Source organism: Amycolatopsis benzoatilytica AK 16/65, from assembly GCF_000383915.1.
Taxonomy (GTDB): Bacteria; Actinomycetota; Actinomycetes; order Mycobacteriales; family Pseudonocardiaceae; genus Amycolatopsis; species Amycolatopsis benzoatilytica.
The window spans coordinates 3,037,013-3,052,087 of the sequence record NZ_KB912942.1 but is presented as its reverse complement, the minus strand read 5'-3'; the positions used below and the strand labels follow the sequence as shown (position 1 = coordinate 3,052,087).

The 15,075-nt window shown below is 71.0% G+C and carries 12 protein-coding genes; 4 read left to right on the top strand and 8 right to left on the bottom strand.

The features are described 5' to 3' along the window. Positions 1–15: 15 nt before the first annotated feature. From AMYBE_RS43990 to AMYBE_RS0113920, 3 genes are all read right to left on the bottom strand, one after another. Positions 16–1,260 carry an LppP/LprE family lipoprotein gene (locus AMYBE_RS43990; RefSeq protein WP_154676200.1) on the bottom strand — a complete coding sequence of 415 codons (1,245 nt, stop codon included), beginning with the start codon at positions 1,258–1,260 and terminating at the stop codon, positions 16–18. 141 nt (positions 1,261–1,401) lie between these two features. Continuing rightward, the gene (locus AMYBE_RS0113925) at positions 1,402–2,145 is read right to left on the bottom strand and encodes an LLM class flavin-dependent oxidoreductase (RefSeq protein WP_020660000.1); all 744 of its coding nucleotides are present in this window, start codon (positions 2,143–2,145) and stop codon (positions 1,402–1,404) included. A 23-nt stretch (positions 2,146–2,168) separates the two neighbouring features. After that, positions 2,169–4,118, bottom strand: a complete 1,950-nt coding sequence (locus AMYBE_RS0113920; protein ID WP_154676199.1) for an acetoacetate--CoA ligase — start codon at positions 4,116–4,118, stop codon at positions 2,169–2,171. A 131-nt stretch (positions 4,119–4,249) separates the two neighbouring features. On the opposite strand from AMYBE_RS0113920, the gene AMYBE_RS0113915 reads away from it, so the two are divergent. The 3 genes from AMYBE_RS0113915 to AMYBE_RS0113905 all read left to right on the top strand — a co-directional run bounded on the left by AMYBE_RS0113915 (position 4,250) and on the right by AMYBE_RS0113905 (position 7,748). Beyond that, positions 4,250–5,236 (top strand): LLM class flavin-dependent oxidoreductase, encoded by a 987-nt coding sequence (locus AMYBE_RS0113915; RefSeq protein WP_020659998.1) that lies wholly within the window; start codon positions 4,250–4,252, stop codon positions 5,234–5,236. A gap of 257 nt (positions 5,237–5,493) precedes the next feature. Further along, the gene (locus AMYBE_RS0113910; RefSeq protein ID WP_020659997.1) at positions 5,494–6,180 is read left to right on the top strand and encodes a response regulator; all 687 of its coding nucleotides are present in this window, start codon (positions 5,494–5,496) and stop codon (positions 6,178–6,180) included. Beyond that, complete coding sequence (locus AMYBE_RS0113905) at positions 6,177–7,748, top strand: sensor histidine kinase (protein ID WP_020659996.1); 1,572 nt, start codon at positions 6,177–6,179, stop codon at positions 7,746–7,748. Before AMYBE_RS0113910 ends, AMYBE_RS0113905 begins: the two co-directional genes overlap by 4 nt. Positions 7,749–7,794: 46 nt before the next feature. Here the strand turns inward: AMYBE_RS0113905 and AMYBE_RS0113900 are convergent, their stop codons facing one another. The 4 genes from AMYBE_RS0113900 to AMYBE_RS0113885 all read right to left on the bottom strand — a co-directional run bounded on the left by AMYBE_RS0113900 (position 7,795) and on the right by AMYBE_RS0113885 (position 12,104). Then, positions 7,795–8,562 carry a hypothetical protein gene (locus AMYBE_RS0113900; protein ID WP_020659995.1) on the bottom strand — a complete coding sequence of 256 codons (768 nt, stop codon included), beginning with the start codon at positions 8,560–8,562 and terminating at the stop codon, positions 7,795–7,797. Positions 8,563–8,565: 3 nt separating this feature from the next. Next, positions 8,566–9,105 carry a papain-like cysteine protease family protein gene (locus tag AMYBE_RS0113895; RefSeq protein ID WP_020659994.1) on the bottom strand — a complete coding sequence of 180 codons (540 nt, stop codon included), beginning with the start codon at positions 9,103–9,105 and terminating at the stop codon, positions 8,566–8,568. A gap of 251 nt (positions 9,106–9,356) precedes the next feature. Beyond that, positions 9,357–10,481 carry a S1 family peptidase gene (locus tag AMYBE_RS0113890; protein WP_020659993.1) on the bottom strand — a complete coding sequence of 375 codons (1,125 nt, stop codon included), beginning with the start codon at positions 10,479–10,481 and terminating at the stop codon, positions 9,357–9,359. A gap of 360 nt (positions 10,482–10,841) precedes the next feature. After that, a complete protein-coding gene (locus tag AMYBE_RS0113885; RefSeq protein ID WP_020659992.1) occupies positions 10,842–12,104 on the bottom strand; it encodes a cation:proton antiporter domain-containing protein in 1,263 nt (420 codons plus the stop codon). A 247-nt stretch (positions 12,105–12,351) separates the two neighbouring features. Between AMYBE_RS0113885 and AMYBE_RS0113880 the strand changes: the two genes are divergently transcribed. Further along, entirely contained in the window at positions 12,352–12,840 is a 489-nt protein-coding gene (locus AMYBE_RS0113880) for an SCP2 sterol-binding domain-containing protein (RefSeq protein WP_020659991.1), read from the top strand. 230 nt (positions 12,841–13,070) lie between these two features. Here the strand turns inward: AMYBE_RS0113880 and AMYBE_RS0113875 are convergent, their stop codons facing one another. Further along, positions 13,071–15,071, bottom strand: a complete 2,001-nt coding sequence (locus tag AMYBE_RS0113875; protein WP_020659990.1) for a glycoside hydrolase family 31 protein — start codon at positions 15,069–15,071, stop codon at positions 13,071–13,073. Between the last annotated feature and the right edge of the window lie 4 nt (positions 15,072–15,075).

Here is a 15,075-nt window from a genome sequence, read left to right as displayed (position 1 = left end):
CCCGCGTGCGGTGCCTCAACGGCGGCTGTGGTTCGCGGCGGGGTCGGCCGGCGGAATCGCGTCGAGCGGAACCAAGCGGCTGCCGGTCCAGTGGTAGCGGACGGTCGCGGCGTCGGCGGTGGGGCAGCACATCGGGTCCGGTGCGTTGTAGACCTCGTACGACAGGGCGACGGTGTCGTCGGTGGACCACAGCTGCTGGATGCCGGCGCTGTCGGCTGACGTGTCGGTGCCGAGGTAGCGCCCGTCGAGGAAGAAGAAGGCTCGGTTGGCGTAGCCGTCCCCGGATTCGGCGACGGTGCCGAGGATGACTTGCAGACCGCCGGTCCGCTCCCATGCGGTGCCCGGGTAGGGGCGGTATCCCTTCGCCTCGACGGCGGCTTCCGCGCCGGCGAGGTCGTTGGTCGCGGGCGCGGGTGCCTGCGTCGTCTGCGGCTCGCTGGCGGCGGGCCCGGTGCTCGTGGCCGGCTCGCTGCTGGCTGGACCGGTGCTGGTCTCCGGTGCCGGCAGGACCGGTTCCGGTGCGGAGGTGCTCGACGGGCTCGGACTGGTCGCCGGGCTCTCGGCGGTGGCGAGACTGGAGCGGTCGACCCCGACGGCGGCAGTCAGTCCGAGCGCGGCCAGCACGAGAACGATCCCGCAGGCGACGGAGGAGAAGACGGTTCGGGCGGCGGAAGGCGCGGGCGGGGAAGCCGGCCGCGGCGGCGGCACCACCGCCCCGGCGAGGAGGACCACCGCGCCGGCGAGGCAGAACCACGGTCCCACTCCGACCCGGACGTAGCCGGATGAGCCGGAGACGGCGAACAGCAGTCTGGTGAGGACCAGCCCGCCGACCACCCCCGCCACGGCGAACAGGACGAAGGCGGTCGCGCGGGCGGCGGTGCCCTCGCGCAGTACGAATGCCGAGATCAGCGCGGCGCACCCGCAAACCACCAGTGCGACGGGGAGCAGCACGAACGGCAGCGAATTGCCCGGCAGGCTCGCGGCGTCGAACATGCTCGCGTCGCCGAGAAGAACGACCTTGATCCACGGCACAACCGGCGAGACCCCGACGAGCACGCCGCCGAGGGCCAGTCCGGCCGCCACGGCGAATCGCCGGGCGGACGGGGGAGAAGGGGCCAGCTGGCTCAACTGGCTTCCGCACCACGGGCACTGCGCGGCGTCCGCCAGGACCGGTTGCGCACAGTACGGGCAGGGGCGGTACGGCCCGGCTGGAGGCTGGTTCGGCCACTGTGCGGGGTTGCCTGGACTGGAATCGGTCATGGCGGGAACTCCTCGGGTGTACTCACACAGACGAGGGACCGCCCTTGGCCGTTACCCGTGGATCGAGGTTCGCCAGGAATCGACGGAAGAACCAGGAGGACAACGATCGGTCTCCCGCGGCGCCAGGGCCGCGGGATCCGGTCACGGAAGCAGCGCCCGCACGCGCGCCGGATCAGGGCCTTCCGGCCCGATCAGCACCACGGCGTCGTCGAAACCCGCCGCGGCGTAGCGGTGCAGCGTTTCGGCGGTCCTTCCGAGGTCGGCGGCCAGCGGGATCGCGCACACGATCGCCCGGCGGCCGCCGGCGGCCCGGTACCGCTGGTGCGCATCGACGATCTGGTCAGCGCTGCGGCGGTAGGCCGACGCGAGCCAGCCGTCGAACTCGCGCGCGGCCCGTTCGACGTTGGCGCCCCATGAGCCGAGGAGCAGCGGCGGGCAGCCCGCTTCCCCGGGCGGGGCGAGATCGGCTTGCTCGTCCCGCCCGCGGTCGAGCAGGCGGCGCAAGCGCGGAAGGTTCTCCGAGAAGGTCCGGAAGCGCGCAGCGTAGTCCCGGTCGAACGCTGCGTAGTCCAGATCGGTCGAGCCGGGGCTGACCCCGAGCGTCAAACGATCGCCGCACACCGATTTGAGCGAAAGGATCCGGTGCGCGAGGTCGGCGGGATGGTGCAGCGGCACCTGCAAGGTGGCGGTGCCGACTTCGAGGTGCTCGACCGCGGTCGCGGCGGCGGCCAGTGCCACGAACGGGTCCGGCACCAGGAAACCGCGTCCGATCACCTGCGGGGTCCACAGGCTCTGGAAGCCTTCTCCGGCCAGCCGTCTCGCCCACTCGGCGATCGCGATGGGCGGTCCGGGACTGAGCCGGGCGAGGGTCGCGCCGAGCCGCATCCGAGGTCCTTTCTCCGGCGGGGTCAGCGGAATCGCTTCGCGGCGAACTGGGCGTACCAGCGCAGGGCGTCCGGGTCGTCGACCGAGGACAGGTTCGCGGCCTTGGTCAAGTCCTTGCCCGCCAACAGGTTCTTGACCGGCACTTCGAGCCGCTTGCCGCTGAGGGTGTGCGGCACGGCGGGGGCCGCGAGGATCTCGTCCGGGACGTGCCGCGGGGTCAGGCGGGTCCGCAGCGTGGTGACGATTTTCCGCTTCAGCGCGTCGTCGACCTCGTGCCCGGGGGCCGGTACGACGAACAACCCGAGCCAGTATCCGTTGTCCGGCAGGTCGATCCCGACCACCAGAGACTCGGCTATCTCCGCCATGCCGTCCAATACGTCGTAGAAGTCGCCGCTGCCCAGCCGCACGCCCTGCCGGTTGAGTGTCGCGTCCGACCGGCCGTGGACCGACACGCTGCCGTCGGAGTGCATCGTCACCCAGTCGCCGTGCCGCCACACGCCGGGCCAAGTGTCGAAGTAGGACTCGGCGTAGCGGACGCCGTCCGGGTCGTTCCACAGCCGCACCGGCATCGACGGCATCGGCTGGGTGATCACGAGATCGCCGACCGCGTCGAGGACCGGCTGGCCGGACTCGTCCCAGGCCGCGCAGTCGACGCCGGCGAGGCGGCCGCCGATCCGGCCCGCCTGGACCGGGGCGTACTCGTTGCCGCCGACGAACGCGCCGGAGATGTCGGTGCCGCCGCTGGTCGAGTCGATCCGCAGCTCCGGGCTGACGTGTTCGGCCACCCAGCGGTAGCCGTCCGCGGGCAGCGCCGAGCCGCTGACCATCACATGCCGCAGCCTGCTCAGGTCGTGCCGGGTCCGGGGCGAGACGCCGGTGTCCGCGGACGCCATGACCACCGCGGCGCCCAGCAGCATGACGTCCGCGCGGATGCGGGCGGCGACCTCCCAGACCGCGCCCGCCGGGCAGTTGGGGCTTCCCTCGTAAAGAGTGATCGCCGCGCCCTGGCCGAGTGCGCCGAGCTGCATGTTCCACAGCGCCCAGCCGGTCGAGGTGTAGGCGAACATCCGTTCGCCGGCGCGCAGCCCGCAGTACAGCCCGGACCACTTGAGCCCCTCCAGGGTGATCCCGCCGTGGCCGTGCACCAGGCCCTTGGGCGAGCCGGTGGTGCCCGAGGTGAACAGCACCCACAGCGGATCGGAGAATTCGACTGGTTCGAACGACAGCGGTTCGGGCCGCGCCAGCAGCTCGTCCCACGGTGTCGCGCCGGCCGGGCAGGGCCGGTCCGGCAGCGAGGGCACATGCACGAAATGACGCAGTCCCGGAAGGTTCTCGCGCAGCCTCGCGACGACCTCGCCGCGGTCGATCTCCTTGCCATTCCAATGATATCCGTCCGCCGCGATGAGCACTGCCGGCGTCAGCTGCGCGAGCCGGCCGATGGTGCCGTCGGCGCCGAAATCGGGAGAGCAGCAGGCCCACACCGCGCCGACCGCGGCGGTCGCCAGGCAGGCGATCACCGCGTGCTCGGTGTTGGGCAGGTAAGCGGCGACCCGGTCCCCGGGCCGGACGCCGGCCCGGCGCAGCCACCCGGCCGCGGCGGCCACTGACCGGCGCAGCTCGCCGAAGGTGAACTCGCGTTCGGCGAGGTCGCCTTCCCGGACGCAGATCAACGCGGTGGCGTCGTCGGCGCCCCGGCGCAGCGCGTGCTGCGCCCAGTTCAGCCGGGCTCCGGGGAACCACTGGGTGCCTGGCATGGGATCAGCGGTTCGCACTCGCGTCCAGGGCGCGCTGAACTCGACTTCGAAGTAGTCGGCGATGGACGTCCAGAACCGGTCCAGGTCGGCGACCGACCAGGTCCACAACGCGTCATGGTCGGGGAACGGCTTCCCCTCGCGCTGCTCCAGCCAGTCCAGGTACGCGCGGAGCGGGGAGTTCGCGATGCGGTCCGCCGTCGGGCGCCAGAGCACGTCCATGGCCGGAAGATAGCCGCGGCCGGGCGGCATTCGCGGAGCTGTTGTTCGGGATTTGATAATCGCGTGTGCCCGGGTTGAGACAGCCGGGTCAGGATCGCCTCCGACGACGATGTCCCGAGGAGGCCGGACGCATGAAGCTCGCTCTCTACCTGCCCAACTTCCGCGACGAGGTGACGCTCAAAGAGCTGGAAGACCTCACCGCGCTCGCCGAAGAACGGGACTTCGACTCGGTCTGGACGCTCGACCGGATCTGTGTGCCGGAGGCGTCCGACCGCGGGGAGCTGGAGTACCCGTTCGGCATGATGGCCGACCTGCCCAAGGCACTGCCGGTCGTCTCGCGCGGCAAGTGGTTCCAGGGCATGACGCTGATCCCGTGGCTCGCCGCGAAGACCCAGAAGGTCCGGATCGGCATGAGCATCATCGACACGCCGTACCGGTCTCCCGGCGTGCTGGCGGCCGAGCTCGCCACCCAGGACCACTTGTCCGGCGGACGGCTGAACGTCGGGGTCGGCTCCGGCTGGATGCCCGAGGAGTTCGCCGCGGCCAGCGTCTCGGACCTGTTTCCGCGCCGGCACGGGCACGTCCGCGAGACGATCGAGATCATGCAGGGCATCTGGTCCAACGAGCTGTTCGAGTACCACGGCGAATTCGCGGACTTCCCGCTGTCCGGCTTCGGCCACAAGCCGGTCCAGGACCCGCTGCCGATCTACTTCTCCGGGCTCAAGGACCCGAAGCGCTCGGCCAAGCGCATCGCGAAGTACGGGCTGCAGGGCTGGATCGGCATTCAGGACAGCCCGGAGGACATCAAGCGCTGGAAGGGGGAGATGGAGCGCGAGCTGGGCGAGCTCGGCCGGGGCTTCCCCGAGGGCTTCGACATGTGCAGCATGATCTGGTTCGTCATCACCGACGAGCCGATGGACCAGACTCCGGCCGGCAAGGCCACCAACCTGCTGGCCGGCAGCGCGCAGCAGATCGAGGACATCCTCAAGCGGTACAAGGAAGCCGGCCTGACCATGCCGTTCCTGTGGCCGCCGTTCCGGGACGTGCCGACCGCCAAGACCATCGACGACATCAAGCGGCTGACCGAGGAGATCATGCCGAAGGTGAACGCCGCCTAGCCTCCCGCTCTCTCGCGCTGACGCGGCGGCCCGGTCCGTGCGGGGCCTTTTGAGGGAATCTGATTCCCGGAAGGGGCCCCTCACGGGAGCTCCTCGGGCAGCGCGGACCGAATTAAGCGACACGAGCCTCCCTCTCTCTTGCCCGGACGACACCGCGGTCGTCCGGGCAAGACCGCTTGCCTGGCCTGCGCCGCTCCGGTGCGGCACCATGGGAGGCGGCCGCGATGCGGCGGCCGAGTCCGGCGAAGGGGCCAGCGATGACGGTCAGCGCGACGAAGCCGGGACGGCTGGTGCTCGTCGTCGACGACGACCCCCGGGTGCGCACGGTCGTGGCCTGGCAGCTGGAGGCCGAGGGCTTCCGGGTCGCCGAGGCGGCGGACGGCCGCCGGGCGCTGGAGGCGATCGAACGCGAGCCGCTCGACCTCGTGGTCCTCGACCTCGCGCTGCCCGGGATCGGCGGTCTCGACGTGCTCCGCCGGCTGCGCGGCCGCGAACGGGACCCGGACCTGCCGGTCATCGTGCTTTCCGGCCGCAGCGGCGAGACCGACCGGATCATCGGCCTCGACCTGGGCGCGGACGACTATCTCGTGAAGCCCTTCTCGCCCGGAGAGCTAGTCGCCCGGGTGCGCTCGGTGCTGCGCCGGTCGGCGCCCGCCGAGCCGGTCGCGGCGGCCGGGCTGCGGATCGACCACGCGGCGCGGGAAGTCTTCGTCGACGGCCGCGAAACCGCCATGACCGCCAAGGAGTTCGACCTGCTCGCGTTCCTGGCCGGGCACCCGCGGCAGGTGTTCACGCGCGCCCAGCTGCTCGACCGGGTCTGGGCCAGCGCCGCCGAGTGGCAGAGCGAGGCGACCGTTACCGAGCATGTCCATCGCTTGCGCCAGAAGCTCGGCCCGCGTCCGGTGCGGACCGTCCGCGGCGTCGGTTACCGGTTCGAGCCATGACTCGCACGCACGAGGCGACCACCGACGCCGAAGCCCTGCTGCGGGCCCAGTCCGATGTCCTCGAACGGATCGCCGGCGGCGCCCGGCTGGCCGACGTGCTGACCGAGGTCGCCGTCGCGCTGGAACGGCTCGTGCCTGGCTGCCACTGCTCGATCCTGCTGCTGGACCGGGACACCGCGACCTTGCGCCACGGGGCGGCCCCGTCTCTGCCGACGGCCTATTCGTCCCGGATCGACGGGCTGCCGATCGGCAGCGACGCCGGATCGTGCGGCACCGCGGCGTATCTCGGCGTGCCGGTCGTCGCGGAGGACGTCACCACCGACCCGCGCTGGGTGCGCTACCGGGACCTGGCCGGCGCGCACCGGCTCCGGTCCTGCTGGTCGACGCCGATCCGGGGCCGGGCCGGAGTCGTCGGCACCTTCGCCGTCTACCACGAACGCACTCACCAGCCGACCGCCCGCGAACGCGGCCTGGTGCATCGGCTGACCCACCTGGCCTCGGTGGCCATCGACCACGATTCGCTGTTCGGCGCCCTCGCCGACAGCGAGGAGCGCTTCCGCCGCGCGTTCGACGACAACGTGATCGGGATGGCGATCACCGAGCCCGACGGCGCGGTGACCCGCACCAACGAGGCGTTGCGCGACTTGCTCGGCCGCACCGAGCACGAGCTGGTCGGCATCCGCCTCGACGAGCTGCTCACCCCGACCGGACCGGACGCGTCCCTGTCCCATCCCGACGGCCGCACCCTGGACGTGGTCGTCTCGGTGTCGCCGGTGGCCGGCCCGGACGGCGCGCCGGTGCGACTGATCGCCAACGTCCTGGACGTGACGGAACGGCGAGCGGCGGAACGGGAACGCCGTCGCCGCCACGAGGCCGAGGTCGCCCAGCAGGCGGCGGAGCGCGCCAGCCGCGCGAAGACCGACTTCGTCGCGGCGCTGGGCCACGAGTTGCGCACTCCGTTGCAGGCCGTCACCGGCTTCACCGAGCTGCTGGGCTCGCTGGACCTGCCGCCGGACCGGCGCAAGGCGGCGCTGGAACACATCACGACCGCCGCCGGCCACATCCTGGCGATGGTCGACGAAGTCCTGGACGTCGCCCGGATCGAGGCCCGGTCGCTGCCGCTGCACCCGGTCGAGGTCGACGTCGCGGACGTGGTGACCAGCGTGCTGCAACTGATGGAACCGTTGGCAGACGCGGAAAACGTCCGCCTCGCCAGTTCTGGCGAACCGGCCCGGGCCCGCTGCGACGAGCGGCGGCTCAAGCAGATCCTGCTGAACCTGGTCTCGAACGCGGTCCGCTACAACCAGCCCGGCGGAACCGTCGAGGTCGCCACCCGCGCGGAGACCGGCCGGGTGGTGGTGGCCGTCGCGGACAGCGGCCGCGGCATCGCCCCGGAGCACCTGGAACGGCTGTTCACGCCGTTCGACCGGCTCGGCGTCGAGAGCGACCAGGGCGTCGGGCTGGGCCTGCCGCTGGCGAAGGGCCTGGCGGAGGCGATGGGCGGGGAGCTGACGGTCCGCAGCGGGGTGGGGGAGGGGACGTCGGTCGAGGTTTCGTTGCCGCGGTGAGGGTCGCGTCGCCAGTGGCCCGCGCGGGCAGGAACGTGCCGCCGCCCTACTTCTCGGGGCGCAGCCGACGGCGCATCAGCAACGCACCGCCCAGCACCGCCGCCGCGCAGCCGACGGCGACCGCGCCGGCCGGGATTCCGTCCGAACCGGCGTCGGTCCTCGCCACGGCGTAGCCGCCGCCCGCACCAGTCTTGTCGTACTGGGATCCGGGCAGCTTGTCGGCATAGCGCTGATGCAGCTCGGCCTGGTAGTCCGGCACGCTGATCTTGGTCCCGGCAGGCACGCCGGTGATCGAACCGTCGAGCACCGTGACGGTGTCGCCGGACACCGAATACCATGCGTTGACCTGCGGTTCGTGCAGCAAGTAGCCGCCGCGCGCGGCCGCCGCGTGCGCCTGCTCGTCGTTGCCGGACGCGACGTTGATGACCTGCCAGCCGGAATTGCCCGGCTGAGCCCAGACCGTCGCGTCGCGGCCGTCCGCGAGGTGCGCGGGCACTGCGACGTAGGCGAGCGCACCGGGCACCGCCGAGGTGCCGCGGACGAACGCGGCAGTCGGCTCGTAGACCGGAATCTGGGTGCTGGCATCGGCGGCCGCGCGCATCGCCCGCGCGCCGGCCGGCGCGGCGCCGGGGAACTTGGTGCTCGCGAGCCGGGCGGCGGTGCCCGGGCTGGCGACGACGTTCGAGATCGCCGCGGTGTCCGCCGCCGACGGACCGGACGGAACCGCCGGTGCGGCGAAAGCGGGCGTGGCGGCGAGCGCCGCCAACCCGGCCGCGCCGGTGAGGACTGCCGAGCGCAAAATGGTTCGCAGCACGGGTCAGCCCTCCATTCCGTAGACGGTGTGCGTCCAGGTGAACTGGCTGTTCGACTGGTAGGCGCTGTAGTTCATCGAGTTGTAGCGGTTGTTCGAGGGCCACGGGTCGCCGTAATCGACGATGGCGTTGCCGTTGGAGTCGTCGTAACCGTAGACGACGTGCATGTGGCCGCCGCCGGAAGTCCACCCGATCCGGGTGCCGATCGGCTGTCCGGCGTCGATCTGGCTCTTGATTCCGGCGAAGGAAAGCCGGTAGCCGGTGGAATCGTAGGTGCCGGCATTGCGGAAGCCCAGCGAGCGGAACACGGTCTGCTCGTCGCTGAGGTAACCCTGGTCGTTCGCGCAGTCGTTGCCGGATTCGTTGTGCGCGATCTGGCAGAACCTGGTCTGCGTCAAGGAATATCCCCAGTAGGCGGCGATCGTGTTGCCGCTGGCGTCCCAGCACCAGTTGTCCTTCTGCTGGGCTTGCATCGAGATGTTCGCGGTGGCGGCGTCGGCGGCGGCGGGAACCGCGAGCGCCGCCGCTGCGACGGCGGCGGCCACGGCGATTCCGCGAGATGCCGAATAAGGCACTTTCACAGATTCCTCCTGATCGGAGGGCCCGGTCGCGCGGGCCGGCGAGAGAGAACTGATCATCGGAATGATTCGCGTTCCTCGCCGGCGCGGACTACCGACTAAAGACGGGAATTCGGATTCCGGCTGTCCGCTGGCCGGTCCGTGAAGGGCCCCTTCCCGGACTTGGATTCCCTCAAGGAGCCCTTCACGGACAGACCGCGCACGCCGGTGCGCCGGGGTCAGCCGGTGACGAGGGACAGGCCGTAGGTCTGCAGGATCTCGTTCACCGGCTGGAACCAGGTCTCGCCGCCGGAGCTGCAGTTGCCGAAGCCGCCCGAGGTGACTCCCTGGGCCTGGTCTCCGGTGATGAAGGAACCGCCGGAGTCGCCGGGTTCGGCGCACACGTTGGTGTGCGTCGCTTCGTAGACCGCGCCCTGGGCGTAGTTGATGGTTTCGTTCAGGCCCAGCACGGTGCCGCAGTGCCAATGCGAGGTGGAGCCGGAGCGGCAGATCGACGAGCCCGCGGGCGCGACCGCCGAGCCGCGGACGATCACGTCGCTGACCGTGCCCCAGCCGAGCACGACCGGGGCGGTCCACCAGCCGTTGCCGATGGTGATGTAGGAGTAGTCGTTGCCGGGGAACGAGGATCCGGCGAAGGTGCCCATCGGCGAGTTGTCCCAGCCGACGACGGAGCTGCCCGTGCCGCCGCAGTGCCCGGCGCTGACGAAGCCGCCGTGCACGGAGAAGCCGATGGAGCAGCGCGTGTTTCCGTTGATGTAGTAGGGATCCCCGCCGACAGTGCCTGCCGAGAGAGTCTGCGGCTTGGGCGCGGTCGCTACCGTCACCGGGCCGGCTTGACGGGCTCGCGCGAGGAAGGCGTCGACGTCCGCGCCGTGCGCGCCGGGCTGGAGAGTAACGACCACGCTGCCGGTGCGCGGGTCCGCGTGCCAGCCGCTGACTTCCGCCGGGGCGCGTTTCGTTCTGGCGGTGGCGTCGACAGCCTTCTTCGCTGCGTCCAAAGCCACGGCGGTGATGCGTGCTGGAACGGTTTCCGCGCCGGTCCGGTGCACCGCGTCGGCTGCCGCCGGGTCTGTCACGCCGACCACCAACTTGCCGAGGCGCGCGTCGAACCAGGCGCCGCCGAACGCCGGGCCGGCGGCCTCCTGCGCGGCCGGCATCTGGCGTGCCGCGGCCAGCTCTTGCCGGAGCCGGGTCTGCGCCTGTCCGGCGCTGAGGCCCAGGTCTCGTTGCATGGCCGCGAGCTGCCCGGGTGCCGCCTGGGCGGCGGCGGGCGCCACGACGGCGGCGAGGCTCGCCGCGAGGACGGCCGCACCGGTGATGCTGAGGGCGATTCTTCGACGCATCGGAACTCCTCAAAGACGAGGGAAAGAAACCCACTGTCGGCTGAGTGTGGGGAGACCGGTCGAAACCGGTCCAGCGTCGCCTCGGGTTTTGTCCGAAACCTGTCGTCGCGGCTACTCCGTCCGTCCACGCCGAAGCGGCCTTCCGGGCAACTCGCGGCTGATCGCGGTCCGGCGGAGAGCGGCTTCGCGCCCTGGAACGGACCGTGCTTGGTCGGGCCTGACCGGACGAAGCACGAGAACCAGGTCGCGAAGCCGTGGGGCCCCGGTGGTCCTATCTGGACGGTTTGCTGTGCTTGACCCTCCGAAAAAGAACTGTCCGCCACTGTCGACCGCCAACGCTGGCCGGTGCTGCGGGGAGCGTCAGCGACGGGTGTTCGTCCGGGTCAGCAGGAGGGTGAGCGGTTTGGCTCCGATGCCGTGCAATACGACGCTGCCGAGGACGCAGACCACGGTGATGACGAGGATGGTGTCTGCCTCGGGTCCCTCCGGCAGCTTGTTGAAGGCCAGGAGCCCGAACACGATCGAGGTGGTGCCGCGTGGTCCGAGCGCGCCGATGAGCAGACGTTCGCGTCCGGAGAGCGTGGATCCGGCCATGGAGAGCAGCACCGGCAGCACGCGCAGCACGGTGAGCGCCGCGACGCAGAAGAGTACGACCTGCCAGGAAATGGTCAGATAGAACGCGAGGATGGCCGCGATGCCGACGACGAACCACATGGTCGTGGTGAGCAGGGCGGTGAAGTCTTCCAGCAGGTGCAGGTCGTTGCCGAAGGCGTCGGCCCGGATTTCCGCGCGGTCGGCCCGGCCGTCGCGGACCCGGCGGGCCTTGCGCAGCCGGTGGACGTAGCGGAAGGCGATGCCGCACACGAACGAGGCGACGAACCCGTTGCCGTCGACGGCAACGGTCGCGGTGTAGGTGAGCAGCGGAGTCAGCAGCACCGCGATGCGTCCGGACTGGCCGGTCACCCATCCGGCCTGGTGGGCGCGGTCCAGCAGCCAGGCGACGAGGCTGCCGATCACCACGCCGGCGACCAGGGCTTTGAGAGCGAAGGGCAACGCGGTGGCCAGGGCGTCGAGCGGGGTCCGCTGCTGAGTGGTGTCGCCGGCGAGGATGAGCGCGAAGAGGAACAGCGGCGAGACGATGCCGTCGTTGTAGCCGCTTTCCACGTTCAGCACGCTGCGGACCCGCATCGACAGCGCTCGGTCGCGCACTACCCGCTCCGCCGGGGCGAAATCGGTCGGCACCGTGACGCAGGCGATCAGCAGCAGCACGGCCCACGGCAGGCCGGGGAACAGCAGCCAGCCCAGCAGTGCTGCCAGCGCGAGGCTGACCGGCATCGCGATGAGCAGCGCCCTGGCCACGAGTCCGGGGTAGCCGCCCCACAGGCGTCCGCCGCGCACCTCGGTGGCGTCGACGAACAGCAGGACCGCGAGGATGATCTCGGCGGCGTGCTGCACCGCTTCGGTGTTCAGCACGGCCGCGATGGACTGCTCGTTGAGCAGGCCGACCACGACACCGGCCACCACCATCACGACCGGCGCACCCAGGTTCCACCGGTCGAGCCGAGCCGCCGCCAGCGCCCGGACGATCATGGCGAGTGCGGCGGCGAGCAGCAGCAGGTTCATGAGTGCATTCTCCCGTAACGGGTCCTAAAAGGATCGACCGGCCCAGGTCCGGCGGCCCGTCCGGCGAGCGGGCGGCGGGGCCGGGCCGCTGCGGTGAACGTCAGCCGAGTTCGAGCCGAACGCGCGGGAAAATCGGAACATCGTGCCGCGGGGGTGTCGATCCTCGCTACGTTCATTCGACGTGTACTCGAAGGCACCTCCAGAGAGCGGTGCCGAGTGAACCGTCACCGGACACTAAGACGATGCGATGACTGAAGTGAATGCGGAACGCACCCGGCGAGCGATCGTCGACCACACCCGGCGGCTGGCCGACTCGGCCGTGGCAGCCGGTGCCGACGCTGCCGTCGCGGCGAACCGACCGCTCGCCATCGACGCCGATATCGCGTCGGCGCTCATCACCAATCACTTCGCGATGCTCGCCTCGCCCACCTGGGAGATGCAGCGGCCGGAATCCGCTCAGGCGCTGCGGGGCACCGGGCAGACCCTGCAATGGCTGGCCACCGACACCGCCGAAGGCACCGGCACGTGGTTCGTCGAACGCCGCCCGGACGGAGCGACCTGGCAGCCCAGCACCCGGCAGGCCGACGTCACCATCACCGGCCCGGCGGGGACCCTCTTGCTGGTCTTGACCCGACGGCGCCCGCTCGCCGACCGCGACGCCGCCGACATCACCGTCGAGGGCGACGCCGGCCTCGCACAGCACTGGCTGGACAACTCCGCCCACTCGAGCGACTGACCACAGTCCGGGAACCCAGGTCGCCGCAGCGCTCCGGCACGCGACGCCCGAAACTGTCCGAAGCTGAGCGAGCCTGCCGTCCCGGACTGCTGTGCCCGGCGCGTTCCGCGTCCAAGGTTCGACTCGGGACGCGGAACCGCGCCGGGCGTGCTGTTCGTGCACACTCGTCATCGTGGCGACAGCGTGGGATACCGGCGTGGACTCAGCCGGGACAAGGTGCGTCACGCGGCTCAGGGCCGGAACGGGTTGGCGGCTCCCTCCCGCACGAACACCGGGATCCGGTCGAGCGGAGCCGGGGCCTCGACGGTCGTGCCGCCGGCGAAGGTTTCGCCGGTGACCGCGTCGGTCCACGACGCACCCGTCGGCAAGTACACCGCGCGTGCGGTCTCGCCCGCTCTCAGCACGGGGGCGACCAGCAGGTCCGGGCCGAGGAGGAACTGGTCGTCGGCGGTCCACGCGGCCGGGTCGTCCGGGAAGTCGACGAAGAGCGGCCGCATCGGCGGCACCCCCAGTTCGTGCGCGACCCGCATCTGCTCCATCAGGTAGGGCCGGAGAGTTTCCCGCAGCCGCAACGACTTTTCGATCAGTTCGAGGGCTTCGTCGCCGAAGGACCACGCCTCGTTGGGGCCGCCGGTCATTTCCGGTCCGAAAGCGGTGCGCGGATCGCGGAAGCCGTGCAGGCGGAACAGCGGGCAGAACACGCCGTACTGGAACCAGCGGACGACGAGTTCGCGGTACTCCGGCGAATCCGGGTCTCCGCCGTGGAAACCGCCGATGTCGGTGGTCCACCACGGAATCCCGGCGACGGCGACGCTGAGCCCGGCCCGGACCTGGGCGCGCAGGGATTCCCAGGTCGGGGCGATGTCGCCGGACCAGACCGCCGCGCCGTAGCGCTGGCTGCCCGCCCAGGCCGAGCGGCTGAGCAGCACGATCTCGTCGTCGCCTTCGGCGGTGATCCCGTCGTGGAAGGTCCGGGCATGCGCCTGCGGATAGAGCGTGGCGACTTCACTGCCGGGCCCGGCGTGCAAGCTCAGGTTGTGCGGGTGGCCGGGTTGCAGTTCCGGTTCGTCGCCGTCGAGCCACCAGGCCCGCACGCCGAGGTCGTAGTAGTTCGCCTTGATCTTCTCCCAGACGAACCGCCGGGCTTCGGGGTTGGTCGGGTCGTAGTAGGCGACCGGCATTTCGGCGCCGAAGCCTTTGTCCTTCCACGGCGCGTGGAACGGCACCCCCTGGTCGGTGCCGACCAGCAGGCCGTTTTCGTGCAGGTGCTGGTAGTTCTCCGACAACGGGCTGACCGTCGGCCACACCGAGACCATCAGCTTGACGCCGAGGGTGTCCAGTTCGCGGATCATCCCGGCCGGGTCGGGCCATTCGGCCGGGTCGAACCGCCAGTCGCCGAGATGGGTCCAGTGGAAGAAGTCGGCGACGATCACCGACAGCGGAAGTCCGCGCCGCTGGTACTCGCGGGCGACCTCCATCAGCTCGTCCTGGCTGCGGTAGCGCAGTTTGGACTGCCAGAAGCCGGCCGCCCATTCCGGGAGCATCGGGGGGTGGCCGGTCGCGTCGGCGTACCGGGACAGGATCGTGCGGGGGTCCGGGCTCGCGGTGATCCAGTAATCGATCTGCCGGGCGTCGTCGGCCACCCAGCGGGTGCCGTTGCCGGCGAACTCGACCCGGCCGACAGCCGGGTTGTTCCACAGAAACCCGTACCCGCGCGAGGAAAGCAGGAACGGAACCGACACCTCGGCGTTGCGCTGCACCAGGTCGAGCACCAGTCCCTTGTGGTCGAGGCGGCCGTGCGTGCGCTGGCCAAGGCCGTAGATCCGCTCGTCGTCGTAGGCGGCGAAACGCTGTTCGAGCCGGCCGTAGCCATTGCCCGACGGCAGGAACAGCCGCGCGCCCGGCCACCAGAAGTGCGCGCGCTGCTCGGCCAGCAGCTCCTCGCCGGTGGTGGTGCGCACGAACCGGACGGCGGCGTCGATGCCGGTGTCGGTGTCGACCACCTCGACGATGCCGGTGAGATCGCCGTTGACGACAACGCCGCTGCGGTCGGTCGCGGTGACCTCGGCCGGGGCCGGCTTCGGCGGCAGCAGCGCCCCCGGGAGGTGGTCGCGGATCGCGTGCCGCCCGGCGCGCACGCGCAGGCTGTCCGCGCCCCAGGGCTCGATGCGGAGCACCTCGTGGCGGATGGTGACTTCGAGCGCGTGGCCGTCGCCGGTCACGGTGATCATGGGG